The 23,431-nt window shown below is 73.8% G+C and carries 23 protein-coding genes and 1 pseudogene; 17 read left to right on the forward strand and 7 right to left on the reverse strand.

From position 1 onward, the window contains the following. The first annotated feature begins 489 nt into the window (after positions 1 to 489). Both AB0G56_RS17840 and AB0G56_RS17845 read left to right on the forward strand, forming a co-directional pair. Positions 490 to 2,010: a glutamate--cysteine ligase gene (locus AB0G56_RS17840; RefSeq protein ID WP_360970120.1), complete on the forward strand. Its 1,521-nt coding sequence runs from the start codon at positions 490 to 492 to the stop codon at positions 2,008 to 2,010. Between the two features lie 302 nt (positions 2,011 to 2,312). Beyond that, positions 2,313 to 3,113 carry a type II CAAX endopeptidase family protein gene (locus AB0G56_RS17845; RefSeq protein ID WP_360970122.1) on the forward strand — a complete coding sequence of 267 codons (801 nt, stop codon included), beginning with the start codon at positions 2,313 to 2,315 and terminating at the stop codon, positions 3,111 to 3,113. A gap of 23 nt (positions 3,114 to 3,136) precedes the next feature. Here AB0G56_RS17845 and AB0G56_RS17850 read toward each other — a convergent pair whose 3' ends face one another. Beyond that, entirely contained in the window at positions 3,137 to 3,946 is an 810-nt protein-coding gene (locus tag AB0G56_RS17850; protein ID WP_360970124.1) for a PhzF family phenazine biosynthesis protein, read from the reverse strand. Between the two features lie 254 nt (positions 3,947 to 4,200). On the opposite strand from AB0G56_RS17850, the gene AB0G56_RS17855 reads away from it, so the two are divergent. The 4 genes from AB0G56_RS17855 to AB0G56_RS17870 all read left to right on the forward strand — a co-directional run bounded on the left by AB0G56_RS17855 (position 4,201) and on the right by AB0G56_RS17870 (position 8,092). Then, positions 4,201 to 4,824, forward strand: coding sequence for a PadR family transcriptional regulator (locus AB0G56_RS17855; protein WP_360970126.1), 624 nt, complete (start codon positions 4,201 to 4,203; stop codon positions 4,822 to 4,824). Positions 4,825 to 5,089: 265 nt separating this feature from the next. Further along, positions 5,090 to 5,815: a Clp protease N-terminal domain-containing protein gene (locus AB0G56_RS17860; RefSeq protein WP_360970128.1), complete on the forward strand. Its 726-nt coding sequence runs from the start codon at positions 5,090 to 5,092 to the stop codon at positions 5,813 to 5,815. Positions 5,816 to 5,925: 110 nt separating this feature from the next. Continuing rightward, positions 5,926 to 6,930 carry an EamA family transporter gene (locus tag AB0G56_RS17865; RefSeq protein ID WP_360970130.1) on the forward strand — a complete coding sequence of 335 codons (1,005 nt, stop codon included), beginning with the start codon at positions 5,926 to 5,928 and terminating at the stop codon, positions 6,928 to 6,930. 214 nt (positions 6,931 to 7,144) lie between these two features. Next, entirely contained in the window at positions 7,145 to 8,092 is a 948-nt protein-coding gene (locus tag AB0G56_RS17870) for an EamA family transporter (protein ID WP_360970132.1), read from the forward strand. A 108-nt stretch (positions 8,093 to 8,200) separates the two neighbouring features. Here the strand turns inward: AB0G56_RS17870 and AB0G56_RS17875 are convergent, their stop codons facing one another. After that, on the reverse strand, positions 8,201 to 8,884 hold the full coding sequence (locus AB0G56_RS17875; protein ID WP_360970134.1) for a pyridoxamine 5'-phosphate oxidase family protein: 684 nt from the start codon (positions 8,882 to 8,884) through the stop codon (positions 8,201 to 8,203). A gap of 35 nt (positions 8,885 to 8,919) precedes the next feature. Between AB0G56_RS17875 and AB0G56_RS17880 the strand changes: the two genes are divergently transcribed. Then, a complete protein-coding gene (locus tag AB0G56_RS17880) occupies positions 8,920 to 10,251 on the forward strand; it encodes an aminotransferase class I/II-fold pyridoxal phosphate-dependent enzyme (protein ID WP_360970136.1) in 1,332 nt (443 codons plus the stop codon). Between the two features lie 36 nt (positions 10,252 to 10,287). Here the strand turns inward: AB0G56_RS17880 and AB0G56_RS17885 are convergent, their stop codons facing one another. Then, the gene (locus tag AB0G56_RS17885) at positions 10,288 to 11,379 is read right to left on the reverse strand and encodes a DMT family transporter (protein ID WP_360970138.1); all 1,092 of its coding nucleotides are present in this window, start codon (positions 11,377 to 11,379) and stop codon (positions 10,288 to 10,290) included. Between the two features lie 74 nt (positions 11,380 to 11,453). Here AB0G56_RS17885 and AB0G56_RS17890 point away from each other — a divergent pair, with 74 nt between their 5' ends. The 8 genes and pseudogenes from AB0G56_RS17890 to AB0G56_RS17925 all read left to right on the forward strand — a co-directional run bounded on the left by AB0G56_RS17890 (position 11,454) and on the right by AB0G56_RS17925 (position 17,568). Then, positions 11,454 to 12,356 carry a LysR family transcriptional regulator gene (locus AB0G56_RS17890; RefSeq protein ID WP_360970140.1) on the forward strand — a complete coding sequence of 301 codons (903 nt, stop codon included), beginning with the start codon at positions 11,454 to 11,456 and terminating at the stop codon, positions 12,354 to 12,356. A 322-nt stretch (positions 12,357 to 12,678) separates the two neighbouring features. After that, on the forward strand, positions 12,679 to 13,443 hold the full coding sequence (locus AB0G56_RS17895) for a HipA family kinase (protein ID WP_360970142.1): 765 nt from the start codon (positions 12,679 to 12,681) through the stop codon (positions 13,441 to 13,443). Between the two features lie 107 nt (positions 13,444 to 13,550). Then, positions 13,551 to 13,982, forward strand: a complete 432-nt coding sequence (locus tag AB0G56_RS17900; protein WP_360970522.1) for a DUF3037 domain-containing protein — start codon at positions 13,551 to 13,553, stop codon at positions 13,980 to 13,982. A gap of 173 nt (positions 13,983 to 14,155) precedes the next feature. Beyond that, positions 14,156 to 14,917, forward strand: a complete 762-nt coding sequence (gene fabG / locus AB0G56_RS17905) for a 3-oxoacyl-ACP reductase FabG (protein ID WP_360970144.1) — start codon at positions 14,156 to 14,158, stop codon at positions 14,915 to 14,917. A 12-nt stretch (positions 14,918 to 14,929) separates the two neighbouring features. Further along, positions 14,930 to 15,697, forward strand: coding sequence for an SDR family oxidoreductase (locus AB0G56_RS17910; protein ID WP_360970145.1), 768 nt, complete (start codon positions 14,930 to 14,932; stop codon positions 15,695 to 15,697). A 39-nt stretch (positions 15,698 to 15,736) separates the two neighbouring features. Further along, positions 15,737 to 15,925 (forward strand): annotated as a pseudogene (locus tag AB0G56_RS17915) (hypothetical protein); the annotation flags it as partial. Between the two features lie 211 nt (positions 15,926 to 16,136). Next, positions 16,137 to 16,820, forward strand: coding sequence for a uracil-DNA glycosylase (gene ung / locus AB0G56_RS17920; protein WP_360970147.1), 684 nt, complete (start codon positions 16,137 to 16,139; stop codon positions 16,818 to 16,820). A 223-nt stretch (positions 16,821 to 17,043) separates the two neighbouring features. After that, positions 17,044 to 17,568, forward strand: coding sequence for a hypothetical protein (locus AB0G56_RS17925; RefSeq protein WP_360970149.1), 525 nt, complete (start codon positions 17,044 to 17,046; stop codon positions 17,566 to 17,568). A gap of 52 nt (positions 17,569 to 17,620) precedes the next feature. On the opposite strand, the gene AB0G56_RS17930 is transcribed toward AB0G56_RS17925, so the two are convergent. From AB0G56_RS17930 to AB0G56_RS17940, 3 genes are all read right to left on the reverse strand, one after another. Continuing rightward, positions 17,621 to 18,142 carry a hypothetical protein gene (locus tag AB0G56_RS17930; protein ID WP_360970524.1) on the reverse strand — a complete coding sequence of 174 codons (522 nt, stop codon included), beginning with the start codon at positions 18,140 to 18,142 and terminating at the stop codon, positions 17,621 to 17,623. A 120-nt stretch (positions 18,143 to 18,262) separates the two neighbouring features. Continuing rightward, the gene (locus tag AB0G56_RS17935) at positions 18,263 to 18,778 is read right to left on the reverse strand and encodes a DinB family protein (RefSeq protein ID WP_360970151.1); all 516 of its coding nucleotides are present in this window, start codon (positions 18,776 to 18,778) and stop codon (positions 18,263 to 18,265) included. Positions 18,779 to 18,805: 27 nt separating this feature from the next. After that, complete coding sequence (locus tag AB0G56_RS17940) at positions 18,806 to 19,477, reverse strand: TetR/AcrR family transcriptional regulator (protein ID WP_360970152.1); 672 nt, start codon at positions 19,475 to 19,477, stop codon at positions 18,806 to 18,808. A 113-nt stretch (positions 19,478 to 19,590) separates the two neighbouring features. On the opposite strand from AB0G56_RS17940, the gene AB0G56_RS17945 reads away from it, so the two are divergent. Next, on the forward strand, positions 19,591 to 20,883 hold the full coding sequence (locus tag AB0G56_RS17945) for an FAD-dependent monooxygenase (protein ID WP_360970154.1): 1,293 nt from the start codon (positions 19,591 to 19,593) through the stop codon (positions 20,881 to 20,883). 10 nt (positions 20,884 to 20,893) lie between these two features. Beyond that, on the forward strand, positions 20,894 to 21,805 hold the full coding sequence (locus AB0G56_RS17950; RefSeq protein ID WP_360970156.1) for a Gfo/Idh/MocA family oxidoreductase: 912 nt from the start codon (positions 20,894 to 20,896) through the stop codon (positions 21,803 to 21,805). On the opposite strand, the gene lnt is transcribed toward AB0G56_RS17950, so the two are convergent. Then, positions 21,723 to 23,300 carry an apolipoprotein N-acyltransferase gene (gene lnt, locus AB0G56_RS17955; RefSeq protein ID WP_360970158.1) on the reverse strand — a complete coding sequence of 526 codons (1,578 nt, stop codon included), beginning with the start codon at positions 23,298 to 23,300 and terminating at the stop codon, positions 21,723 to 21,725. The two genes, AB0G56_RS17950 and lnt, sit on opposite strands and share 83 nt — an antisense overlap. Between the last annotated feature and the right edge of the window lie 131 nt (positions 23,301 to 23,431).

Below are 23,431 nucleotides of genomic sequence, written 5' to 3' on the forward strand. Positions count from 1 at the left end.
CTCTCGGGGCAGGGTGGCGGAGCCGGGGGTCCGGTGAACGAGGAGACGGAGCGCGGCCTGCCACATGACCCTTGACGGCACAGGTCCAGGGTCGTGGACGCCGACCTTCTGCCGTGGTGCAGAGTTTATACGACAAATGTTCAGGTGTTGTTTCGTCTACCTGTTTCCGGCGCGGGTGGCAAGGGTTCATTCGGCCGGAGATATGCGGGAATCATCCCGGTTCCGAGCGGGCTCCGCCGCGATGACCTCGGGTTCTGTCCGCGCGGCGGACGGCTCGTTGTCGTCGGCGTTTTTCACGAGTTCCGCTGGGCACCCGGAACTGCTGGGTGTGCCATGCCCCGTGAATGTGCCTCCGGACACTTGAGACCAGGGTAGTCGGTGCGGAGTCGCCGTGGGACGTTATCGATCGCGTTCGCGGGGCATCATCCCACCTGACCCGGACCCGGCGGCCCGATCCTCAGGCCCGCCCGAGTGAGGAAGGACGCTGCGATGGGGGAGAAGGTCGTGGCAGGCCAGTTCGACCTGTCCGATCGCAACCGCTACCGCGACAAGCTCAGGCGGTGCCTGACGGGGCTGGAGCGGCTGCTGGACGAGAAGCGGTTCGACCGCCCCAAGAACCTCATGGGGCTGGAGATCGAATTGAATCTCGTGGGCTCCGACGGGATGCCTAAAATGCTGAATGCGCAAGTACTCGAGCGCATCGCCAGCCGCGACTTCCAAACAGAACTCGCCATGTTCAACCTGGAAGTCAACATCGCACCGCACCGCTTGGGCGGGCGCGTATTCGACCGGCTCGCGGAGGAACTGAGGACATCACTGGCATATGCCGACCGGAAATCCGGAGAGGTGGACGCCTCCATAGCGATGATCGGTATTCTGCCGACGCTCGACCGGGACGACCTGGTCTCCTCGAATCTCTCCGACGTCGACCGCTACACACTGCTCAACGACCAGATCGTCGCGGCCCGCGGCGAGGACTTCACCTTGGACATCGAGGGGGTGGAGCACCTCGTCTGCACCTCCAAGTCCATCGTGCCCGAGGCCGCCTGCACCTCCGTGCAGCTGCACCTCCAGGTCACCCCCGGGCGCTTCGCGGACGTGTGGAACGCGGCGCAGGCGGCCAGTGCCGCGCAGATCGCCGTGGGCGCCAACTCGCCCTTCCTCTTCGGGCGCGAGCTGTGGCGCGAGTCGCGACCGCCCCTGTTCCAGCAGTCCACGGACACCCGCCCGCCCGAACTCCAGGCCCAGGGCGTCCGGCCGCGCACCTGGTTCGGCGAGCGGTGGGTCACCTCGGCGTACGACCTGTTCGAGGAGAACCTGCGCTACTTCCCGGCGCTGCTGCCGATCTGCGACGAGGAGGACCCCCTCGACGTACTCGACGCCGGGGGCGTCCCGAAACTCGCGGAACTGGTCCTGCACAACGGCACCGTCTACCGCTGGAACCGCCCGGTCTACGACATCGCGGACGGCGTACCGCACCTGCGCGTGGAGAACCGCGTCCTGCCCGCCGGACCGACCGTCACGGACGTGGTCGCCAACGCGGTCTTCTACTACGGGCTGGTCCGCGCGCTCGCGGAGGAGCCGCGGCCCGTGTGGACGAGGCTGCCGTTCGAGGCCGCGGCGGCCAACTTCGACGCCGCCTGCCGAGACGGGATCGACGCCCGGTTCACCTGGCCCCGGCGCGGCCGTTCCTCGGGCACGGTCGAGACCGACGCCGTCACCCTGGTCCGCGACGAACTGCTGCCGCTGGCCGAGACCGGGCTGAACGCCTGGGGCGTGGAGGCGGCGGACCGGGACCGGTACCTCGGCGTGATCGAGGAGCGGTGCCGGCTGAGGACCAACGGCGCCCACTGGCAGGCCGCCACTTTCCACCGGGCCCGGCAGGAGCAGGGCCTGGACCGGGAAGCGGCGCTGGCCGCCACGACCCGGCGCTACTGCGAACTGATGCGCCTGGGCGAGCCGGTGCACACCTGGCCGGTGGGACTCCCGGAGCCGGTGCCCCTTGGGTGACATCCGCCGGGGCTGCGGGGCTGCGGGGCTGCGGGGCTGCGGGGCTGCGGGGCTACCGGGCTATCGGGTTACCGGGTTACCGGGTTACCGGGTAGGTGGTGGCCGGGTCGCTGGGCCGGCGGCCTCCGGATCACCGGGGCGGCTGGAGGGGGGGGCGTGGAGGAGCGGCCGGGGATCGTGCCCGCGGGGCCGTGGAGAGCCGTCCGGCCCGGGCCGTCGGTGGCCCGCCCAGGGGGTGGCCGTGCCGGGGCCGGGCGGATCGGGCAAGCTGTGACCTCTCAGGACGTGAACGGGAGGCGCGGGTGCAGGCGGAGGCGGGAGCGGGGGCCGATTCCTTTCCGGACGAACGGCTGTCACGGCGGACGGTCCGGGACGAGACGCTGCTCGTCCTGGCGCTCTCGCTCGGGGCGAGCGGCGTCTCCGCGCTGATCAGTTTCATCGGATCGGTCACGAAACCCGGCGGCCTCAAGGACCAGGCCGCCACCCTCAACGCCTCCGCCGCGCCCGGCCGCCCCTGGCTCGACCTGGCCTGGCAGCTGTTCGGGATCGCCACCGCCCTGGTGCCGGTCGCGCTGGTCGCGCACCTCCTGCTGCGCGAGGGAGAGAGCCTGCGCACCCTCGGTTTCGACCGGACCCGCCAGTGGCCCGACCTTGCCCGCGGGGCCGCGATCGCGGCCGTCATCGGCAGCACCGGCATCGCCTTCTACCTGGCCGCCCGCGGGCTCGGCTTCAACCTCACCGTGGTCCCGGAGGCGCTGCCCCCGGTGTGGTGGAAGTACCCCGTGCTGGTGCTGTCCGCGCTGCAGAACGCCGTTCTCGAAGAGGTCATCGTCGTCGGCTATCTGCTGCGCAGGCTGCGGCAACTGGGCTGGACGCCGGGGGCGGCGCTGCTCGCCAGTTCCGTACTGCGCGGTTCGTACCACCTCTACCAGGGCATCGGCGGCTTCCTCGGCAACATGGCGATGGGCGTGGTGTTCGTCTGGCTGTATCGGCGCTGGGGCCGGGTCGGGCCGCTGGTGGTGGCCCACTCGCTGCTCGACATCGGCGCGTTCGTCGGTTACGCCGTGCTCGCGGGGAAGGTGGGCTGGCTGCCGACGGCCTGACCGGCCCGGCCGGGCGCCGGTCCTCAGACGCGCAGTTCCCCCTCGATGACCGTGACCGCGTGGCCGGTGAGCAGGGTGCGGTCGCCGCGCAGCCCGGTGCGGACCAGGCCGGAGCGCGGTGAGGCCTGCAGGCCGGTGAGGTCGGGGCGGCCCAGGCGCTGGGACCAGTAGGGGGCCAGGGCGGTGTGGGCACTGCCGGTGACCGGGTCCTCGTCGATGCCGACGTTCGGGAAGAAGCACCGCGAGACGAAGTCGTAGCCGCGGCCGGGGGCATCGGCCCGCGCGGTGGCGATGACGCCGCGCGTCGAGCAGGAGGCCAGTGCCTTGTGGTCGGGGGCCAGCCCCCGGACCGTCTTCTCGTCGGCGAGTTCCAGTACCAGGTCGCCGACGTTCGGGCCGGTGTCGAAGGCGGCGCGCGGCTGGGCGCCGAGGGCTTGCGCGGCGCCGTCGGGGACCTCGACCGCGGTGAGCGGTGCGGTCGGGAAGTCCAGGGTGATCGCGCCGTCGTCGGCGGGCGTGGCGATCAGGACGCCGCTGCGGGTGGCGAAGCGCACCGGTCCCGGGTGCGTGCCGGTGGTCCGCAGGACATGGGCGGTGGCGAGCGTGGCGTGTCCGCACATCGCGACCTCGGTGGCGGGCGTGAACCAGCGCAGCGCCCAGTCGGCCGCGCCGCCCCCGGGCAGCGGGTGTGCGAACGCCGTCTCGGCGTGGTTGACCTCCAGTGCCACCTGCTGCAGCCAGTCGTCCTCCGGGAAGGCGTCGAGGAGCAGGACCCCGGCCGGGTTGCCGGCGAAGGGGCGGTCGGTGAAGGCGTCGACGATTCGAATGCGCATGTCCAGACGGTAGAGGCCCCGGCGGGCGCCCGGCCAAGGCCAATTCGCGTCCTGCGGACTGGGAGCTTTCGCGTCCTGCGGACTGGGAACTGAGGGGCGCCGGTGGGGACTTCGTAGACGGATTCGGAGACGGCTCAGGAGAGGGCTTATGAGACGGCTTCGCAGGGGGTCTGCCGAAGGGTGTTGTCGGGCGAGCTGTTCCGATATATCGTTGAAGCATCGCGACAGATCAACGATGGAATGGAGTGGTTGCCATGCGTACCCACGGACACGAGCGTGGACACCGGCACGACGGCCCCTGGCGCGGCCGCGGGGACTTCGACGGGCGGCGGGCCGCCTTCGGCCCCTTCGGGCCGGGCGGTCCGGGTGGACCCGGCTTCGGGCCGGGCTTCGGTCCCGGCCCCTGGGGCGGGCGGGGGCGCGGCGGACCGCGCGGAAGGGCGCGGCGCGGCGACGTGCGGGCTTCGATCCTGGCCCTGCTCAAGGAGCGGCCGATGCACGGCTACGAGATGATCCAGGAGATCGCCGAGCGGAGCGGCGGGGCGTGGAAGCCCAGCCCCGGCTCGGTCTACCCCACCCTCCAGCTGCTGGAGGACGAGGGGCTGATCGCCAGTGAGTCGGAAGGCGGCAAGAAGCTGTTCGCGCTCACCGACGAGGGCCGCGTCGCCGCCGACGAGGGGGCGGACGCGCCCTGGGAGGAGGCCTCGCGCGGCATCGACTGGGAGGCTCTCGGCGAGATCCGCCAGGCCGGCTTCGGGCTGATGGAGGCCTTCGGGCAGGTCTGGAAGACTGGCAGCAAGGAGCAGCGCGAGAAGGCGCTCACCGTCATCAACGACGCACGCAAGAAGCTGTACCTGATCCTCGCCGACGAGGACTGACGCCGTCCTCGCCGGGACGGACCCGACGGCCGGCGCCCCGCGGAGCGATCCGCGGGGCGCCGGCCGTGTGCGTGGGGGAGGGCCTGGCTCGCGTGGGGGCGGCGACGACGCCCGGCTGTGTGATTCCCGAGCGGGCCCTGTGCGGATTGACCTGATCTCATCCGTAAGGAGGAGATTCCAGGCCCCCGGGTCCACTCTCCGTGGGACGCGGAAATGCTTCCCGCCGGGGATGACCGGGGCTCGCTGGACTGATGGGCTGGGGGATGTGCAACCCCGTATCCCCAGGCAGTCGGCCCGCGAGCAGGACATCGGCCGGCCGGACGACGATGCCGGGCTCAGTGCCGGGCTGGTGGCCGTGGTCGGCGCTGCCCGCAGGAGGGCGGTCCGGGACGGGGACCGGCAGATCGACACCGCCCACCTGCTGCACACCCTCCTGGAGTCGGACCCCGAGGTGCGCGAGGCCTTCGGCGGGGGTCCGCCGATCGTCCGGCTGCTCGGCTACCTCGTCCAGCGCAGCATCGGGTACGGCCTGCGCTGGCAGACCGGCGTGGAGGACTCCGGCGCGCTGCCCGTGGTGACCGAGGCCGCGGCCGCCGAAACCGGGTACGCCGGGGTCGGGGCCGCCGAGGCCGAGGGCTGGTCACCGGTGGCGTCGGCCGCCCTGGTGCACGCCCGTGCGCTGGCCGCCCGCCGCGGGGACGACCTGGCGCGCGGCATCGACCTCCTCTCCGGAATCGTCGCGGACCCCGGGGCGCGGGCCGTCGAGGTACTCGCCCGCGCGGGAATCGACGCACGGGAACTGGCCGCCGGCCTCCGGAAGGCGAACGAGGGCGAGTTCGGCCCTGGAGGCGAGTGCGGGACGCGCGGAGCCGGGACCGGGAGTGCGGCAGGAACGGGATTCGGGACTGGGACTGAGGCAGGGGTCGGGGACGGCGACGGGCCCCGGGAACGGACGGAGCAGTACGCCGGTGACGGCGGACCCGCCCGCTGATCCCGGCCACCCCCTGTTCTGCCCCCTGCACGCCGCCGCGCCCGCCCCACCGTCCAGCCGGTGAGACAGGTGCCAACGGGGGTGACGCTCATGTCGTCGCCTGTCATCATGTGCCGGTGGTTACGTCTGGGATCAGTCAGGGGCAGTCCGGCAAAGGGGTCGGGCTCGGTCTCGCGCTCGTCTCGGCGGTCGCCTTCGGCGGCTCCGGGGTCGCGGCCAAGCCGCTGATCGAGGCGGGCCTCGACCCGCTGCACGTCGTCTGGCTGCGGGTCACCGGCGCGGCCCTCGTCATGCTGCCGCTCGCCGTACGCCATCGTGCACTGCTGCGCCGCCGCCCCCTGCTGCTCGCCGGGTTCGGGCTGCTGGCCGTGGCGGGCGTCCAGGCGTGCTACTTCGCCGCGCTCTCCCGCATCCCCGTCGGGGTGGCCCTGCTCATCGAGTACCTGGCCCCGGCCCTGGTGCTCGGCTGGGTCCGCTTCGTGCAGCGGCGCCCGGTCACCCGGGCCGCCGCCCTCGGCGTGGTCCTCGCCGCGGCCGGACTCGCCTGCGTCGTGGAGGTGTGGTCCGGGCTGCGCTTCGACGTCCTCGGGCTGCTCCTCGCCCTGGGCGCCGCCTGCTGCCAGGTCGGCTACTTCGTCCTGTCCGACCAGGGCGGCGACGCCGGCGACGAGGCGCCCGAACCGCTGGGCGTCATCGCGTACGGGCTGCTCGTCGGCGCCGTCGTACTGACCGTCGTGGCCCGGCCCTGGGGCATGGAATGGAGCGTGCTCTCCCACAGCGCGCGCATGAACGGCACGGCGGTGCCTGCGGCCGTCCTGCTGGTGTGGATCGTGCTGGTCGCCACGGTCCTCGCCTACGTCACAGGCGTGCTCTCCGTGCGTCGGCTCTCGCCGCAGGTGGCGGGCGTGGTGGCCTGTCTGGAGGCGGTCATCGCGACCGTGCTGGCCTGGGTGCTGCTCGGTGAGCACCTCTCCGCCCCGCAGGTCGCCGGTGGTGCCGTCGTCCTCCTGGGCGCCTTCATCGCGCAGTCCTCGGCACCGGCGAAGACAGCGGGGGAAGCGGTCGCGGGCGGGGCGGCCGACAGGGAGTTGTCGGCGCGCGGAACGACGGTCTAGGCTGCCGATCATGTACACACGCGCACTCGTCGTCTCGCCGCCGGCCGCCTGAGGCGGGCCTCCTTCGACGAGCCCGGCGCCCCTGCCCGACCCGCGGAACGTCCGCGGCGCGGGGCACGGCCGGGCCTGACGGTGCTGCCCGCAGAAGAAGTCCGACGACCCCACCGCACCGGGGTCCTCCTTGCCGAACTTCTGCACTCTGCGGAGAGAACTCGTGTCGCACGCTTCCTCCGGCCTGCCCGTCGGGCGTGGCCTCCTCTACCTGATCGTCGCCGGTGTCGCCTGGGGCACCGCCGGTGCCGCCGCCTCCCTGGTCTACCGTGCCAGTGACATGGGACCGGCGGCGCTGTCCTTCTGGCGCTGCCTCGCGGGCGTCGTGCTGCTGCTCGCCGTCCGCCTGCTGCGCCCGCGCGTGCGGTCCGCGACGCAGGTCTCCCGCGGCGGCGCGCTGCTGCGGGCCGGCGCCACCGGGCTCGGGCTCGCCGTGTTCCAGACCGCCTACTTCGCCGCCGTGTCCGCGACCGGGCTGGCCGTGGCGACCGTCGTCACCCTCGGCGCCGGACCCGTCTTCATCGCCCTCGGCGCCCGCCTCACGCTCGGCGAACGGCTCGGCCGGTCCGGTGCGGTCGCCGTCACCGGTTCGCTGGCCGGGCTCGCGGTGCTGGTGCTCGGCAGCGGGGGCGCCACCGTACGGCCGTCGGGGGTGCTGCTCGCCCTCGCCTCCGCGGCCGGGTACAGCGGCATGACGCTGCTGACCCGCCGGTGGGGGCGGGGCGGCGGCGCCGACCACTCCGCCACGACCGTGGGGGCCTTCGCGGTGGCCGCGCTGTGCCTGCTGCCGCTCGCCGCCGCCGAGGGGCTGGTGCCGCACACCGTCGAGCCGGTCCGGCTGCTGTGGCTGCTCGCCTACATCGGCACGGTGCCGACGGCCCTCGCCTACGCCCTCTACTTCGCGGGCGCGGCCGTCGTCCGCTCGGCCACCGTGTCCGTGATCATGCTCCTGGAGCCGGTCAGCGCGGCGGTCCTGGCGGTCGCCCTGCTGGGCGAGCGGCTGACGACGGCGACCCTCCTCGGCACCGCGCTGATGCTCGGCTCCGTCGGCGGCCTCGCCGTCGCGGAGACCCGCGGGGCCCGGCCCGCGGCGGAGGAACCCGCCGCGTGAGGAGGAGGGGGCCCGCCATCCATGGCTCCGGGGTCGCCGGGCCCCCGGGCCCCCGGCGCGCCGGCCGCCAGGGCCCGGGAGCCCCCTCCCCGCCGTCGGTGGTGCCGCCTACAGTTCCGCTAGGTATCCGGGAACCTCGGTGCCGGGCGCCAGGTCCTCCTCGGGGAGCGGGGTGCCGTACGTCCTGCGGACCGGGACCACGCCGGCCCAGTGGGGGAGGGTCAGGTCCTCGGGCTCGTCGCTGACGCCGCCCGTGCGCAGCTTGGCCGACACCGCCGCGAGGTCGAGGCGGAGCACGGCGGTCGCGGCCAGTTCCTTGGCGTTTCCCGGACGGGAGTCGGCCGCCCGGCCGGGCACCACGTGGTCGACCAGCACGTCCAGGGCCAGCCGCTTCTCCGCCGGGTCGGTCACTTGGTGGGCGGTGCCGTGCACCACGACACTGCGGTAGTTGATCGAGTGATGGAAGGCGGAGCGGGCCAGGACCAGGCCGTCGACATGGGTGACCGTCAGACAGACCTGCAGGCCCGGGTCGGCCTGCCCCGCCATGCGCAGCGGGCGCGAGCCGGTCGAGCCGTGCACATACAGCCGCTCGCCCACCCGGCCGTAGAGCGTCGGCAGCACCACGGGTGCCCCGTCGCGGACGAAGCCCAGGTGGCAGACGTACCCCTCGTCGAGTATCGCGTGCACCAGTTCCTTGTCGTACGACGCCCGCTGCGCGGACCGGGTGGGGACGGTGCGGTCGGTCGGCGGGTAGGTGTCGGCCGTCGGTGTCGGCTGCTGGGTCCCCTGCATTGCGCTCTCCATTGCACTAGTGCATAATTGGCTTTGTGCTAGGAGAATATCGGATCGAAGGGCGGCGCGCAGCAGAAATCGCGGCGAGCGTCGAGCGCGCGGTGGGCTCAGGAGATCTCGAACCGGGGCAACTGCTGCCGCCCATGCGCGAGTTGGCGGTGCACCTCGGCGTCAATCCCAATACCGTGGCGGCCGCGTACAGAGTGCTGCGCGAGCGCGGGGTGATCGAGACCGCCGGGCGCCGGGGGAGCCGGGTGCGGCCCGCCCCCGCCACCACCGGACGGGACCGCATCCGCGTCGACGTACCCGAGGGTGTGTGCGACGTGTCCGCCGGGAACCCGGATCCGGCCCTGTTGCCGCCGCTGGCGCCGGCCTTCGCAGCGGCCGCGGCCCAGGGCGACCGCGCCCCCGTGCTCTACGGCGCCCCGGCCGTGGACCCCGACCTGGCCCGCCTGGCCAGGGCCGAGCTGGACGAGGCGGGTGTGCCGGACGGGCCGCTCGCCGTGGTGACCGGCTCACTGGACGGCGTCGAGCGGGTCCTCACCGCCCACCTCAAACAGGGGGACACGGTCGCCGTGGAGGACCCGGGCTGGGGCAGGACGCTCGACCTGGTTCCGGCGCTCGGGCTGCGTACGGTCCCGATGCGCGTGGACGACGAGGGGCCGCGCGTCGACGCCGTGCGCGAGGCCCTCGCGGGCGGCGCGCGGGCGCTGATCGTCACCGACCGGGCGCAGAACCCGACGGGTGCGGCGCTGAGCGCCACGCGCGCGCGTGCCCTGCGGACCGTCCTGGCCGAGCACCCGGAGACCGTGCTCATCGAGGACGACCACGCCCACGGCATCGTCGACCTCCCCCCGCACCCGCTCGCCGGGGCCACCCGGCACTGGGCCTTCGTCCGGTCGGTGGCCAAGGCCTACGGCCCCGACCTGCGCCTCGCCGTGCTCACCGGCGACGAGGTCACCGTCGACCGGGTGCGCGGACGGCAGCGGCTCGGGCCCGGCTGGGTCAGCCTGCTGGTGCAGCGGGCCGTGGTACGGCTGCGGACGGACGGGGCGCTGGACACCCGGGCGGTGGCGGCGGAGTACAGCCGACGGCGTGAGCTGCTCACCGGCGCGCTGGCAAAGCGGGGTGTGGCCGCGCACGGACGCAGCGGGATGAACGTGTGGGTGCCCGTGCCGGACGAGACGGGTGTCGTCGCCCGGCTGCTGCACGCGGGCTGGGCCGTCGCCCCGGGCGCCCGGTTCCGGCTGAACGAGCCGCCGGGCGTCCGGATCACCGTCTCGACGCTGCGGGAGGGCGAGGCCGGGCGGCTTGCGGACGCGGTGGCGGCGGCTCTGAGGCCGGTTCCGGAGCGGACGTACGTCTGAACGGTGGGGGCGGGGCCCTTCCGGCCCGGCGTGCGGCTACGGGTTCGTGGCCGCTGTCGCTGTCGCTGCCACTCCCGTTGTCGCTGTCGCTGTCGCTGTCGCTGTCGCTGTCGCCGCGGCGCCCGGGGTCCGCGCGACGGGGCCGGCCGACTGCTCGGGCTGGAGGGAGCCGGCGGCGCGGGCGTGCCGGGTGCCGCGCCCGGACCTGGCCTGGGTCAGGGCCGCTCCCGCCAGGACGATCACCGCGCCGACCGGCGTCGACCAGGTCAGGTGCTCGCCGAGGACGGCGACACCGGCACCCGCGGCGATGATCGGCACGAAGTAGGTGACCATCTGGGCGGTCGTCGGACCGACCTCGGCGACGAGCCCGTACTGCACGAGCATCGCGAAGCCCGTGCCCAGGGCGCCCAGCGCGGCGACCGAGAGCAGCGGGAGGACGTCCACGTGGCTCGGCACATCACTGAACATCGGGGTCACGACCGCCAGTTGCACCGTCGCCAGCAGCAGCTGACCGCCGGTCAGCGACAGGTGCGACTCCTGGGAACCGGCCAGCGTGCGCCGGACGTAGATCCAGCCGACCGGGTAGCTCAGCGAGGCCAGCAGCGCCATCGCCGTGCCGCCGGCGTCCAGGCCCGGGAAGCCCTGCCAGGCGCCGAGCACGGTCAGCACCCCGAGGAATCCGAGCCCGAGGCCCGCGACCCGCACCCGGCTCGGGCGGTCCTCGGAGAGGGCGACCAGGGACAGCGCCATGCCCCACAGGGGCGAGGTGGCGTTGCAGATGCCCGCGAGGGTGGACGGGATGGTCAGTTCCGAGTACGCGAAGAGCGAGAACGGCAGCGCGTTGAGGAAGAAACCGGCGACCGCCAGATGACCCCACGTGCGGGCGCCGCGGGGCAGCCCCTGCCGCTTCACCGCCATCGCCACGGCCAGCACCGCGGTGCCGAACACCAGCCGTCCCAGCGTCACCTGGAAGGGGGCGAAGCTCCGCGTGCCCACCTTCATGAACAGGAAGCTGAACCCCCAGATCAGCGCCAGGAAGGCGAAACGGACCCGCCAGTGCAGCGGGCCGCGGGCCGGGCCGGCCGGGACGGGCGACGAGGGCGGCGAGGATGCGGTCGCGGAACTCATGACCGTAGCGTGCCTGCCCTCATCCTCGTAGCACAATCGAGAATTCGCGCCGGATACCTCGTAGTATCGCTTACATGTTGAACCTGGAGCGCCTGCGCACCCTGGACGCCCTCGCCCGGCACGGTTCCGTCAGCGGCGCGGCCGACGGACTGCACGTGACCACCTCGGCGGTCTCGCAGCAGATGGCCAAGCTGGAACGGGAGGTGGGCCAGCGGCTCCTGGCCAAAAACGGCCGGGGCGTGCGGCTCACGGACGCCGGCCGCCTCCTCGCCGAGCACGCGGCTCGCATCCTCTCCCAGGTCGAGCTGGCCCAGTCCGACCTGGAGGCCCAGCGCGGCCAGGTGGTCGGCGAACTGCGGCTCGCCGCGTTCCCCACCGGCGCCCGCGGGCTGTTCCCCGCCGCGCTGTGCCATCTGCGCGCGCGGCACCCGGCCCTCGGCGTCACCACCGCCGAGGTGGAACCCGCGCCCGCGCTGCGGGCCGTGCTGCGCGGTGACGCCGACCTGGCCGTGGTGCTCGACTGGTACAACAAGCCGCTGCCCGTGCCCGACGGGCTCACCCGGGCGCCGATCCTCGACGACCCCGTCGACGTCGCGATGCCGGCGACGCACCGGCACGCGGACCGCGCCGAGGCCGCCCTGGAGGACTTCGCCGACGACGACTGGATCACCTGGGGTGACGACGAGTTCTGCCACGAGTGGCTGCTGGACACCCTGCGCTCCAAGGAGGTGGAGCCACGCGTCGCGCACCGCGCCCAGGAGCACGCCACTCAGCTCGCGCTGGTCGCCGCGGGCCTCGGTGTCTGTGTCGCGCCCAGGCTCGGGCGGGGGCCGCTGCCCGCCGGGGTGCGGACGGTCCCCGTGCGGCAGGCCGTGCGCCGGCACGTCTACGCCGTCTGGCGGGCCGACGCCGACCGCCGTCCCTCGATCCGCGCGGCGGTCGAGGCCCTCCGGGCCGCGGGGGAACAGGTCGCCTGAGCGGCCACCCGACCGCGGGGCGGGGTTCCGCTGGGTCCCCAGACGCCGACGTGTCGCCCCCGGACCCGCAGGCGGTCGGCGTGACGGCGGCCCCGGCCGCCCCCGGCACCGCGACGGCGTTACGGCGGGCCGGTCCCTGCTGGGGATGGATCGATGCGGTGGTCATGCCGGTGTTCCCTTCCCGCGGACTCCGTGACGCTCCCTTGCGCACAGGGGTACGTCCGGCCGGCGCCGGGCGTTCACCCATGGCGTCGGCCCGAGCGCCCACCCAAGGCGTCGAGTTCGCGTCCAAAGCCGCACGCGGCGCCAGTAACCTGGGGCGATGCTCAAGGAAGTCAACGCGACCCGCTTCATCACACCCCTGCGGGAGGGCGGCTCGCTGCCGGGGCTCGTCGAGGCCGACGACTTCGGGACGTACGTCCTGAAGTTCAGCGGCGCCGGACAGGGCCGCAAGACGCTCGTCGCCGAGGTCGTGTGCGGCGAGTTGGCCCGGCGGCTGGGGTTCCGGGTGCCCCCGCTGGTGACCATCGGCCTCGACCCCGTCCTCGGACTCGGCGAACCCGACGAGCAGGTGCAGGAACTGCTGCGCTCCAGCGGCGGCACCAATCTCGGGATGGACTTCCTCTCCGGTGCCCTCGGGTTCGACCCGCTGGCCTTCCCGGTGGGCGCCGAGGAGGCCGGACGGATCGTCTGGTTCGACGCGCTCGTGAACAACGTGGACCGCTCCTGGCGCAACCCGAACCTGCTCAATTGGCGCGGCGAGCTGTGGCTCATCGACCACGGCGCGACGATGATCTGGCACCACAACTGGCCCGGCGCCGAGGCCTCCGCAGCCCGCCCGTACGACGCCTCCGAGCACGTACTCGCGCCGTTTCGCCCGGACCTCGCGGCGGCCGCCGCGCGGCTCGCCCCGCTCGTCACCGCGGACCTGCTCGCCGAGGTGACCGCCGAGATCCCGGACGCCTGGCTGACCGGCGAGCCCGGCTTCGGCACGCCCGACGAACTGCGCCGCGCCTACGCCCGGCCGCTGCTCGCACGGGCCGCCGTGATCCACGAACGCATCCAGGGCATCGAGGGGGCCAAGTGAGCGACCAGCCCATGATCGGCGGCGAGCCGGTGGGGGGCCACCCCGTGCAGGGTGGCCGTCCGGGGGACCGCCCCGTGCAGGGTGGCCGTCCGGCGGGGGACCACCACATCCTCGGCGGCCGGCAGGCCGGGGAGCGCCACATCATCGGCGGCCGTACGAGTGACCGGGACGTCTTCGAGTACGCCCTGCTGCGGGTCGTCCCGCGCGTCGAGCGCGGCGAGCGCATCAACGCCGGGGTACTCGTCTACTGCCGGGCCAAGGCCTACGTAGGCGCCCGCACCCACCTCGACGAGGCCCGGCTGCTGGCGCTCGACCCGCGGGCCGACGTGGCGGGCGTGCGGGCCGCCCTCGCCGCCGTGGAACGTGTCTGCGCGGGCGGGAGCGCCGCCGGGCAGGCTGCGGGCGACGACGCCGGGCGGCGGTTCCGCTGGCTGGCCGCGCCCCGCTCCACGATCGTCCAGCCCGGCCCGGTGCACACCGGCCTCACCCTGGACCCCGCCGCGGAGACGGAGCGGTTGCTGGACCTTCTGGTGAGGTAATGGATCACACGCGCCCCGTGTGCCGTTGACACCGGGTGCCAGGGCTTCTAGCGTCACATCCACCGAAGGTACTAAGCGGTCGCTCACCGCAGACCGGACCCCCGGACCGCTTCGCCGGACCGGGCGCCGGTCCGGTCCCGGCCGGGTTCTCTCAAGGGCGAGGAGAAGCAGCAATGTCCACCACTGACCAGCGGGTCGCCGTCGTCACCGGTGCCGCGCGCGGCATCGGCGCCGCCACCGCCGTACGACTGGCCGCCGAGGGCCGCGCCGTCGCCGTGCTCGACCTCGACGAGGCCGCCTGCAAGGACACCGTGGAGAAGATCACCGCGGCCGGCGGGCGGGCCGTCGCGATCGGCGCCGACGTCTGTGACGAGGCGCAGGTGGAGGCGGCGATCGCGCGCATCGCCGAGGAACTCGGCGCGCCGACGATCCTCGTCAACAACGCGGGCGTGCTCCGTGACAACCTGCTGTTCAAGATGAGCGTCTCCGACTGGGACACCGTCATGAACGTTCACCTGCGCGGCTCGTTCCTGATGACCCGCGCGATCCAGAAGCACATGGTGGACGCGGGCTTCGGCCGGATCGTCAACCTCTCCTCGTCCTCCGCGCTCGGCAACCGCGGCCAGGTCAACTACTCGGCCGCCAAGGCGGGCCTGCAGGGCTTCACCAAGACGCTGGCCAAGGAGCTGGGCAAGTTCGGCATCACGGCCAACTCCGTCGCCCCGGGCTTCATCGCCACCGAGATGACCAAGGCCACCGCCGAACGCGTCGGCATGGGCTTCGAGGACTTCAAGGCCGCCGCCGCGACCCAGATCCCGGTGCAGCGCGTGGGCGAGCCGGAGGACATCGCCAACGCGATCGCCTTCTTCACGGGTGACGCTGCCGGCTTCGTCTCCGGCCAGGTGCTCTACGTCGCCGGCGGACCGCTCGACTAAGGAAACGCGCACATGACTTCCGTGGAACCCCACGCGCTCTCCGGCAAGGTCGCCATCGTCACCGGCGCGAGCCGCGGCATCGGCTACGGCATCGCCGAGGCGATGGTGGCCCGGGGCGACCGGGTGTGCATCACCGGCCGCAACGAGGACGCCCTGAAGGAGGCCGTCGAACGGCTCGGCACCGACCGGGTCATCGGCGTCGCGGGCAAGGCCCACGACGAGGCCCACCAGGCGGAGGCCGTCGACCGCGTCATGGAGGCGTTCGGCCGCGTCGACCACCTGGTCAACAATGCCGGGACCAACCCGGTGTTCGGTCCGCTCGCCGACCTCGACCTGAACGTGGCGCGCAAGGTCTTCGAGACCAACGTGATCTCCGCGCTCGGCTTCGCCCAGCGCACCTGGCACGCCTGGCAGAAGGACAACGGCGGCGCCGTCGTGAACATCTCCTCCATCGCCGGCCTCGCCCCCTCGCCGTTCATCGGCGCCTACGGCGTCAGCAAGGCCGCGATGATCAACCTGACCCAGCAGCTCGCGCACGAGTTCGCGCCGAAGGTGCGGGTCAACGCCATCGCCCCCGGCGTGGTGAAGACGAAGTTCGCGCAGGCGCTGTTCGAGGGCCGCGAGGAGGAGGCCGCCGCCGCCTACCCGCTCGGCCGGCTCGGCGTGCCTTCCGACATCGGCGGCGCGGCGGCGTTCCTCACCTCCGAGCAGTCCGACTGGATCACCGGGCAGACGCTCGTCGTCGACGGCGGCATCTTCCTCAACGCCGGCGTGGGCTGACCGGAGCGCTCAGGACCCGTCCACCGGTAGGTCGACCAGTCGCTTCGTCGACCTACCGGTGGAGTCGTGGACCGGCCGGCGATCGCGCACGAGGTCCACAAGGACGTCGTCGACCCCCTGCACTCCAGGGTCCCCAAGGGCCTCACCGGTTCACCGGCTCACCGGCTCACCGGCCACACCACGGGCTTCTTCGACGACTTCTGCGACCCCGGCGTCGCCAAGGCCCGCGGCCCCCCTCACCGAGCTCACCGAGTTCCAGCTCCTGGAACTCCGGGGCCGTCGCGGAGCCGTAGCGGTCGCCGGGGTACCGGAGGGTCAGCGGAACTGTCCCGCAAGGCCAGCCGGCAGGCGGGGCACCGGCCGGGGCCCGGGGCCGCTGTCAGTGGTCGCCTGTAGGTTCAGTCGGCAGGAAGTGACCGCACATCGTGAGGACGTTGACGTGACCGACATCGCCATGCTGCCCGAGTCCTGGCGCGGGGTTCTGGGCGACGAACTGCAGCAGCCCTACTTCAAGGAGCTGACCGAGTTCGTCGAGGAAGAGCGGGCGAAGGGTCCTGTGTACCCGCCGCGCGAGGAGGTCTTCGCCGCGCTGGACGCCACGCCCTACGACCGGGTGAAGGTGCTCGTCCTCGGGCAGGACCCCTACCACGGGGAGGGCCAGGGGCACGGCCTGTGCTTCTCGGTGCGCCCCGGCGTGAAGGTCCCGCCGTCGCTGCGCAACATCTACAAGGAGATGCACCAGGAGCTGGGCACCCCGATCCCCGACAACGGCTATCTGATGCCGTGGGCCCAGCAGGGCGTCCTGCTGCTGAACGCGGTGCTCACGGTCCGCTCCGGCGAGGCCAACTCCCACAAGGGGCGGGGCTGGGAGAGGTTCACCGACGCGGTGATCCGCGCGGTGGCCGGCCGGCCCGACCCGGCGGTCTTCGTGCTGTGGGGCAACTACGCGCAGAAGAAGCTCCCGCTGATCGACGAGACGCGGCACGTGGTGGTCAAGGGGGCGCACCCGTCGCCCCTGTCGGCGAAGAAGTTCTTCGGCTCCCGTCCCTTCACCCAGATCGACGAGGCGGTGGCGCGGCAGGGGCACGAGCCGATCGACTGGCGGATTCCGGATCTGGGCTGAGCGGACAGGGCCCCGGCGCCCGGCAGGGAGGGGTGCGGGCGCGGGGCGGAGGCCCCTTGCAGTGCCCGTGCCCGTGCCCGTGCCCGTGCCTGTGGTCGTGTCGGTGGTCCGTGTCCGGACACGGGGTGAGAGGTGGGGCCTCGCGCGGGCCGCCTGAGCCGGATTGCCGCTGGGTGCGGTTAGCGTCGGGGGAGTCGGGTCGGGGAGAGGGCAGGAGGGCGCCGTGACTAAGTGGCAGGAGCCGACGGCGGGCGACGCCGTGCTCACGCGGATCGGCCAGAGCGTCATGCTGCACCACGCCGGTGACCGCGAGGAGGCCCGGGTACGGTTCCTCGCCCTGTGGCGCGAGATCGGCGTGGAGGGCGACCCCCTGCACCGCTGCACGCTGGCCCACTACATGGCGGACACCCAGGACGACCCCTGCGACGAACTGGCCTGGGACCTCAGGGCGCTGTCCGCCGCCGAGGAACTCACCGACGACCGGCTCGCCGGGCACGAGGGCGCGCCGGCGGCCCGCGCCCTGTACCCGTCCCTGCATCTGAACCTGGCCGCCGACTACGTGAAGCTCGGCCGCTCCGAAGCCGCCCGCAGCCACCTCCGGCACGCGCGTGGCACGGCAGGCGGCCTCGCCGACGACAGCTACGGCGACGGGGTCCGCGCGGCGATCCACCGGCTGGAACTGCGGCTGGGCGACGACGGACCCGACCCCGGGGAGGACCCGGGCGGACCGCCCCGCCGGCGGTCGTAGCAACGTGCTCGACGGCCGTGGCGACGGTGCTCGACGGCTGTGGCAACGGTGCTCAACGGCCGTAGGTCTGGCCGCAGATCCTCGCCTCGGGGCTGTTCGGGCGCCAGCCGCCGTACTGCTTGCCGAGGGCGCAGACGCCCGGGGCGGCCGGTACCGGCGGCCTGTGCGGAGCGGGGGCTCCGGTGCGGTGCGACGCGGGGGGACGCGGCGGTGCGGGCACGGGCCGGTGTGCGGGTCGGGCAGGGGAGTGCGGGGCCGGGTGCGGGTGCCGCGCCGGCGGCCCAGGGGCGGCGGGGGCGTGCGGGTGCGCGGCCGGTTCCGGGACGGCCGCAGGGCGCGTACGGGTGGCCGGTCGGGGTGAGTCGGAGGAACCGGCGCGCTCCAGGGCCTCCCGGGCGGGAGCCTGCACGGCGCGCGGCCCGGCACTGCCTTCGGCGCGCGGGGCGGGGACCGCCGAGGAGGCCGCCCCCGGCCCGGAGGGCGACCGCTGGACCGTGACGCAGCCGGTCAGCGCCGAGACGGCCACGGTGATCAGGAGCGTTGCGGCGGTGGTCGTTCGATGCACCCGCGCCACTCTGCTGCGTCCGCGCAGCGCGCGGCCCGCGGACGGGCGGAGGATGCCCCGCACGGGTGATCTCGCGCCCCGTAGGGAGTGGGTGCCGTGCGGCCGGGTGACGTCGCGTGCCCGGCTCCGTCAGTCCCCGGTCACGCCGTCGAGGCGTTCGCGGAGCAGGTCGGCGTGGCCGTTGTGGCGGGCGTACTCCTCGATCATGTGCGTGTAGATCCACCGCAGGTTGAAAGGCTCGTCGGTGAACCTGCTCCGGCCCTTCGACAGGTCGTCGAGGCCGAGGCCGGCGGCGAGGCGTCGTGCGGCCTCGATCTCCGCCTGCCAGGCGGCGTGGGCCTCGGCCCAGGTGTCGGAGTCGGTGACGTGGAAGTCGCCGTCGGGGTCCTGCTCGTCGTAGTGGAGCGGCCCCGCCTCCTCGCCGGCCAGCACCCTGCGGAACCAGGACCGTTCCACCTCCGCCATGTGCCGCACCAGCCCCAGCAGGGTCAGCTCGGACGGCGCGGCGGACGCGGTGCGCAGCTGTTCGTCGGTCAGGCCCTCGCACTTCCACGCCAGCGTCTGCCGGTGGTAGTCCAACCAGCCCTCCAGCATGCTGCGTTCGTCGGCGTTGGGGGCGGGCTCGCGGCGCTCGGTCGTCGTCATGCGTCGATCGTCGCTCAGGCGCGGACCTCACACCACGGGTTTTCCGCCGCCGAGCATGCCCTCCAGCAGCTCCCGCAGCCCGGCCCGCACCTCGTCGAGTTCCGGGATCCGGGTGTGGAAGGTCCCGGCCACGCAGGAGAACATCAGCCCGTCCGCCCAGGCGACCAGGGACAGGACGTGCCGCTGCGGCTCGGGGGATCCCATCGCGGTCACCAGGGCGCCGAGCTGGTCGCGGAAGCGGGCGCCCGCCGCGTCGAAAGGAGCGCGCAGCTCCGGGCGGCGGGTCGCTTCCAGGGCCAGTTCGTAGCGGGCGAGGGTCAGTCCGCGGTTGCCGGTCAGCGCGCGGTGGGTGGCGAGCGCCAGCCCGTCCACCAGCGCGTCGAGGCCGCCGGTGCGCGGGTCCGGCATCTCGTGCAGGGCCAGGACCCGCCCCTCCCGGTCGGCCAGCCGCCGCACGGCCAGTTCCAGCAGGGCCTGGCGGGTGCGGGCGACGTTCGACGTCGAACCCTGCGGCAGCCCCGCCGCCTCGTCGACGGCCCGGTGTGTCAGCCCCCGCATCCCGCGTGCGGCGAGCAGGGCAAGGGCGGCGTCGGCGACGCGATCGGCGCGGGAAGCGCGCTCGGTGGGGGAGGCGGTGGAGGGGGGCTCGGCTGGAGAGGTGTCTGCAGTGGGGGAGGTGCGTTCGGCGGGTGCGGGCATGGGGATCAACCTACCGGTCGACTACACCCGTAGTGTGCGTCACTACATCCGTAGTATCGTCAGACTCGTCCACGAGTCACTACAGATGTAGTCTCAGTCGTGCGGGAGGCGCCATGCCCCAGTCACAACAACAGCCACAGTCCGAGCCTCAGCCCTGGAACAGGTCCGAGGACCGGCCGCAGAGCAGCTACCGGAACCGGGCCAAGAGCCGGTCGTCCCGGCCCACGACCGCCGTGGTCATCGGCGGCGGCATCGGAGGCCTCGCCGCGGCGGCGGCCCTGCACCGGTCCGGCCACCGCGTCACCGTGCTGGAACGCGCCCCTTCCGTCGAGCCCGTCGGCGCGGCCGTCTCGCTCTCCCCGAACGCCCTGCGCGCCCTGGACGTCATCGGCATCGGCGACCGGATCCGCGATCTCGCCGCCTGGCAGGGCGACGGAGGGCTGCGCACCCCGGCCGGCCGCTGGCTCGCCCGGACCGACGCGGCGGTTGCGGCCGAGCGGTTCGGCGGCCCCCTCGTCCTGCTGCACCGCGCCACGCTGGCCGAGGCCCTGGCCGCGCTCCTTCCGCCCGGGGCCGTCCGCACGAGCGCCGCCGCCCACCTCGCCGACCCCGGTGACGTACGGCGCCCGGCCCGGGTGGCCACGCCCGACGGCGAACTGGAGGCCGACCTCGTGGTGGCCGCCGACGGCATCCACTCCGCGGCCCGCCGGGTGCTGTTCCCGGACCACCCCGGTCCCGTCTACTCCGGCTTCACCACCTGGCGCCTCGTGATCCCGCTACCGGGCGCCGCGTTCGCCTCCCACGAGACCTGGGGCCGCGGCTGCCTGTGGGGGACGCACCCGCTCAAGGACGGCCGGGTGTACGCGTACGCCGCCGCCGTGACGCCCGCCGGGCAGCGCGCCGCGGACGACGAACGGGCCGAACTCCTGCGCCGCTTCGGCCACTGGCACGACCCGATCCCCGCGGTGCTCGCCGCCGCCCGCCCGCAGGACGTCCTGCGCCACGACGTCCACCACATCGCGGACCCGCTGCCCTCCTACCACCGCGGGCGGACCGTCCTCCTCGGCGACGCCGCGCACGCCATGCCGCCGACCCTCGGCCAGGGCGGCAACCAGGCGGTCGAGGACGCCGTCGTCCTCGCCCACCACGCGGGAGACCTCCCCGCGTACACCGCCGCCCGGCTACCCCGGACCACCGCCGTCGCCCGCCGGGCGGTCCGGGTCGCCCGCGTGAACATGATGCGCGATGGGGCCGGATGCGCCGTACGGAACACCGTGATCGCCGCGCTGTCCCGGACCGTGCCGGGAGCGCTGCTGCGCGGTTTCGACGGGATCGCCGACTGGCGGCCTCCGCAGCGCCCGTATGCTGCCGTGCGGGCAGGAACCGCGGACGCGGGCGGACGATGAGGGAGAACACGTGAAGGTCGGCTGCATCGGACTGGGCGACATCGCGCAGAAGGCGTACCTGCCGGTGCTCGGCGCACAGCCCGGAATCGACCTGCACCTGCAGACCCGGACGCCCGCCACGCTCCAGCGGGTCGCCGACAGCCTGCACCTGCCGCCCGGGCAGCGTCACGCGGACCTGGACGCGCTGCTCGCCCAGAACCTCGACGCGGCCTTCGTGCACGCCCCCACCGCCGCCCACCCCGAGATCGTCACGCGGCTCCTGGAAGCCGGCGTGCCCACGTACGTCGACAAGCCGCTCGCCTACGAACTCGCCGACTCCACGCGTCTGGTGCGGCTCGCCGAGGAGCGCGGCGTATCGCTGATGGTCGGCTTCAACCGGCGCTACGCGCCCGGATACGCGCAGTGCGCCGAGCACCCGCGCGAGCTGATCCTCCTCCAGAAGAACCGTGCGGGGCTGCCCGAGGAGCCCCGCACGATGATCCTCGACGACTTCATCCACGTCGTGGACACCCTGCGGTTCCTGGTGCCCGGCCCGGTCGACGACGTCACCGTGCACGGCCGGATGCGCGACGGACTGCTGCACCACGTCGTGCTGCAACTCGGCGGGGACGGGTTCACCGCGCTCGGCGTGATGAACCGGCTCAGCGGCTCCGCCGAGGAGATCCTTGAGGTCTCCGGGCAGGACACCAAGCGGCAGGTGGTCAACCTCGCCGAGACGATCGACCACAAGGGGCAGCCGACCGTGCGCCGGCGCGGCGACTGGGTGCCCGTCGCCCGGCAGCGCGGCATCGAACAGGCCGTGCTGTCCTTCCTCGACGCCGTACGCGCGGGCCGGCCGCTCAGCGCCCGGGACGCGCTGGAGACCCACGATCTGTGCGAGCGCGTGCTGCGGACGGTGCTGGAGCGCGCCGGCGCGGCCTGAGCAGCGCCCGCACCCCCTCGCTCACGCACAGCGCGCCCAGCACCAGCAGCGCCGCGTGCACCGGCCAGTCGCCGTAGCGGACGTACGGTGTGACGCCGTGCGCGGTCGGTACGTCGTACACCCGCGCCGTGCTCGCGTCCGTGCCGAGCCAGGGGCCGACGCGCTGCCCGCCCGGCCCGTAGACGGCGGACACGCCGGTCAGCGTGGCGTGCACCATGGGGCGTCCCGTCTCGGCGGCGCGCAGCGCGCCGAGCGAGGCGTGCTGCGCGGGCGCCCAGCTGCGCTGGAACGTGGAGGTCGACGACTGGGCGAGCAGCACCCCGGCGCCGTCGCGCGCCAGGTGCCGGCTCATGTCGGGGAAGGCGGTCTCGAAGCAGACCAGCGGACCGACGCGCAGGCCGTGGCCGACGTCCATGACGACCTGCTCGTCGCCCCGCCTGCGGTCCTCGCCCGCGGCCTTGCCGACGGAGGTCGCCCAGCCCAGCAGCGAGCGCGCCGGGACGTACTCGCCGAACGGGACCAGCCGCATCTTGTCGTAGCGGTCGCCGGTCGGGCCGTCCGGGCCGACCAGTACCGAACTCTTGTAGATACCGGGCCGGTCGGAGCGCCGGGCGTCCACGTTGACGAGGACGTCCGCGCCGACCTCGCGGGAGAGGGCCGCGATCCGCCGCGCGAGGTCCGGCCGCTGGGCCAGGTCGAAGCCGACGCTGCTCTCGCCCCACACCACCAGGTCCACGCGGTGCCCGGCCAGGCCGCGGGTCAGCTGTTCCTCGCGGTCGAACCGCCGCTGTCCGCTCTCGGTCCCGTCGACCATGCCCGGCTGGACCACGGCGATGCGGACGTGACCGTCGACGTCCGGGCGCGGTGCCCAGGCCCAGGCCGCGGAGGTCACCGCGGCGGTGGCGGCCAGACCGGCCACCGCGGACACTCGGACCCCGCGCACCGCCACGAGGACCGCGACGGCCACGTTGACGGCCACCACGAGGAAGCTCAGCAGCCACACACCGCCGACCGAGGCCAGCCGCAGGGCCGGCGCCACCTGCCACTGGCTGGCGCCCAGCATGCCCCACGGGCCGCCCAGGCCCTGCCAGGACCGGACGAGTTCCACGGCCAGCCAGCCCGACGGCAGCACGACGAGGGCAGCCGCGGCGCGCCCGGCCGAGGGCCGGCCGGCCAGGAACCGCCGCACCAGCCACCCCCAGGGCACCCACAGCACCCCCAGCAGCGCCGCCAGCACCACCGTGAACACATGCAGGCTCGGCAGCAGCCAGTGGTGCACGGCCAGCATGAAGCCCACCCCGCCGCACCATCCGTCGTACGCGGCCCGCCGCCCGGTCGGTGCGCAGCGGGCCAGCAGGATCCACGGAACCAGCGCCCCGTAGGCGAACCACCACAGCGCCGGTGCGGGGAAGGCGAGCATCGGCAGCGCACCGGCGAGGACGGCGAGCACCGAACGCCGCCACGGCGAGCCGAGCCAGCGGCCGAACGTCTCCATAGGGCGCCCTCCTACCCGCGGACGGCTCCGCTTATCCGACGATCCCCGAACGCCTTCCAGTCTGCGCGCCCCCACAACTCCCGTCCGGGCGACGGCAGGCCCGGCCGGCAGGACGGTCAGCGGGCGGCTCC

Origin of the sequence: Streptomyces sp. NPDC021356 (assembly GCF_040641015.1) — a bacterium.
Classification (GTDB): domain Bacteria; phylum Actinomycetota; class Actinomycetes; order Streptomycetales; family Streptomycetaceae; genus Streptomyces.

Excerpts from the sequence above, each read along its gene's own strand:
- AB0G56_RS17840 (WP_360970120.1), top strand. The coding sequence starts at position 490 with ATGGGGGAGAAGGTCGTGGCAGGCCAGTTCGACCTGTCCGATCGCAAC.
- AB0G56_RS17850 (WP_360970124.1), bottom strand. The coding sequence starts at position 3,946 with ATGCGCATTCGAATCGTCGACGCCTTCACCGACCGCCCCTTCGCCGGC.
- AB0G56_RS17855 (WP_360970126.1), top strand. The coding sequence starts at position 4,201 with ATGCGTACCCACGGACACGAGCGTGGACACCGGCACGACGGCCCCTGG.
- AB0G56_RS17875 (WP_360970134.1), bottom strand. The coding sequence starts at position 8,884 with ATGCAGGGGACCCAGCAGCCGACACCGACGGCCGACACCTACCCGCCG.
- AB0G56_RS17885 (WP_360970138.1), bottom strand. The coding sequence starts at position 11,379 with ATGAGTTCCGCGACCGCATCCTCGCCGCCCTCGTCGCCCGTCCCGGCC.
- AB0G56_RS17890 (WP_360970140.1), top strand. The coding sequence starts at position 11,454 with ATGTTGAACCTGGAGCGCCTGCGCACCCTGGACGCCCTCGCCCGGCAC.
- AB0G56_RS17895 (WP_360970142.1), top strand. The coding sequence starts at position 12,679 with ATGCTCAAGGAAGTCAACGCGACCCGCTTCATCACACCCCTGCGGGAG.
- fabG (WP_360970144.1), top strand. The coding sequence starts at position 14,156 with ATGTCCACCACTGACCAGCGGGTCGCCGTCGTCACCGGTGCCGCGCGC.
- AB0G56_RS17910 (WP_360970145.1), top strand. The coding sequence starts at position 14,930 with ATGACTTCCGTGGAACCCCACGCGCTCTCCGGCAAGGTCGCCATCGTC.
- AB0G56_RS17935 (WP_360970151.1), bottom strand. The coding sequence starts at position 18,778 with ATGACGACGACCGAGCGCCGCGAGCCCGCCCCCAACGCCGACGAACGC.
- AB0G56_RS17940 (WP_360970152.1), bottom strand. The coding sequence starts at position 19,477 with ATGCCCGCACCCGCCGAACGCACCTCCCCCACTGCAGACACCTCTCCA.
- AB0G56_RS17945 (WP_360970154.1), top strand. The coding sequence starts at position 19,591 with ATGCCCCAGTCACAACAACAGCCACAGTCCGAGCCTCAGCCCTGGAAC.
- lnt (WP_360970158.1), bottom strand. The coding sequence starts at position 23,300 with ATGGAGACGTTCGGCCGCTGGCTCGGCTCGCCGTGGCGGCGTTCGGTG.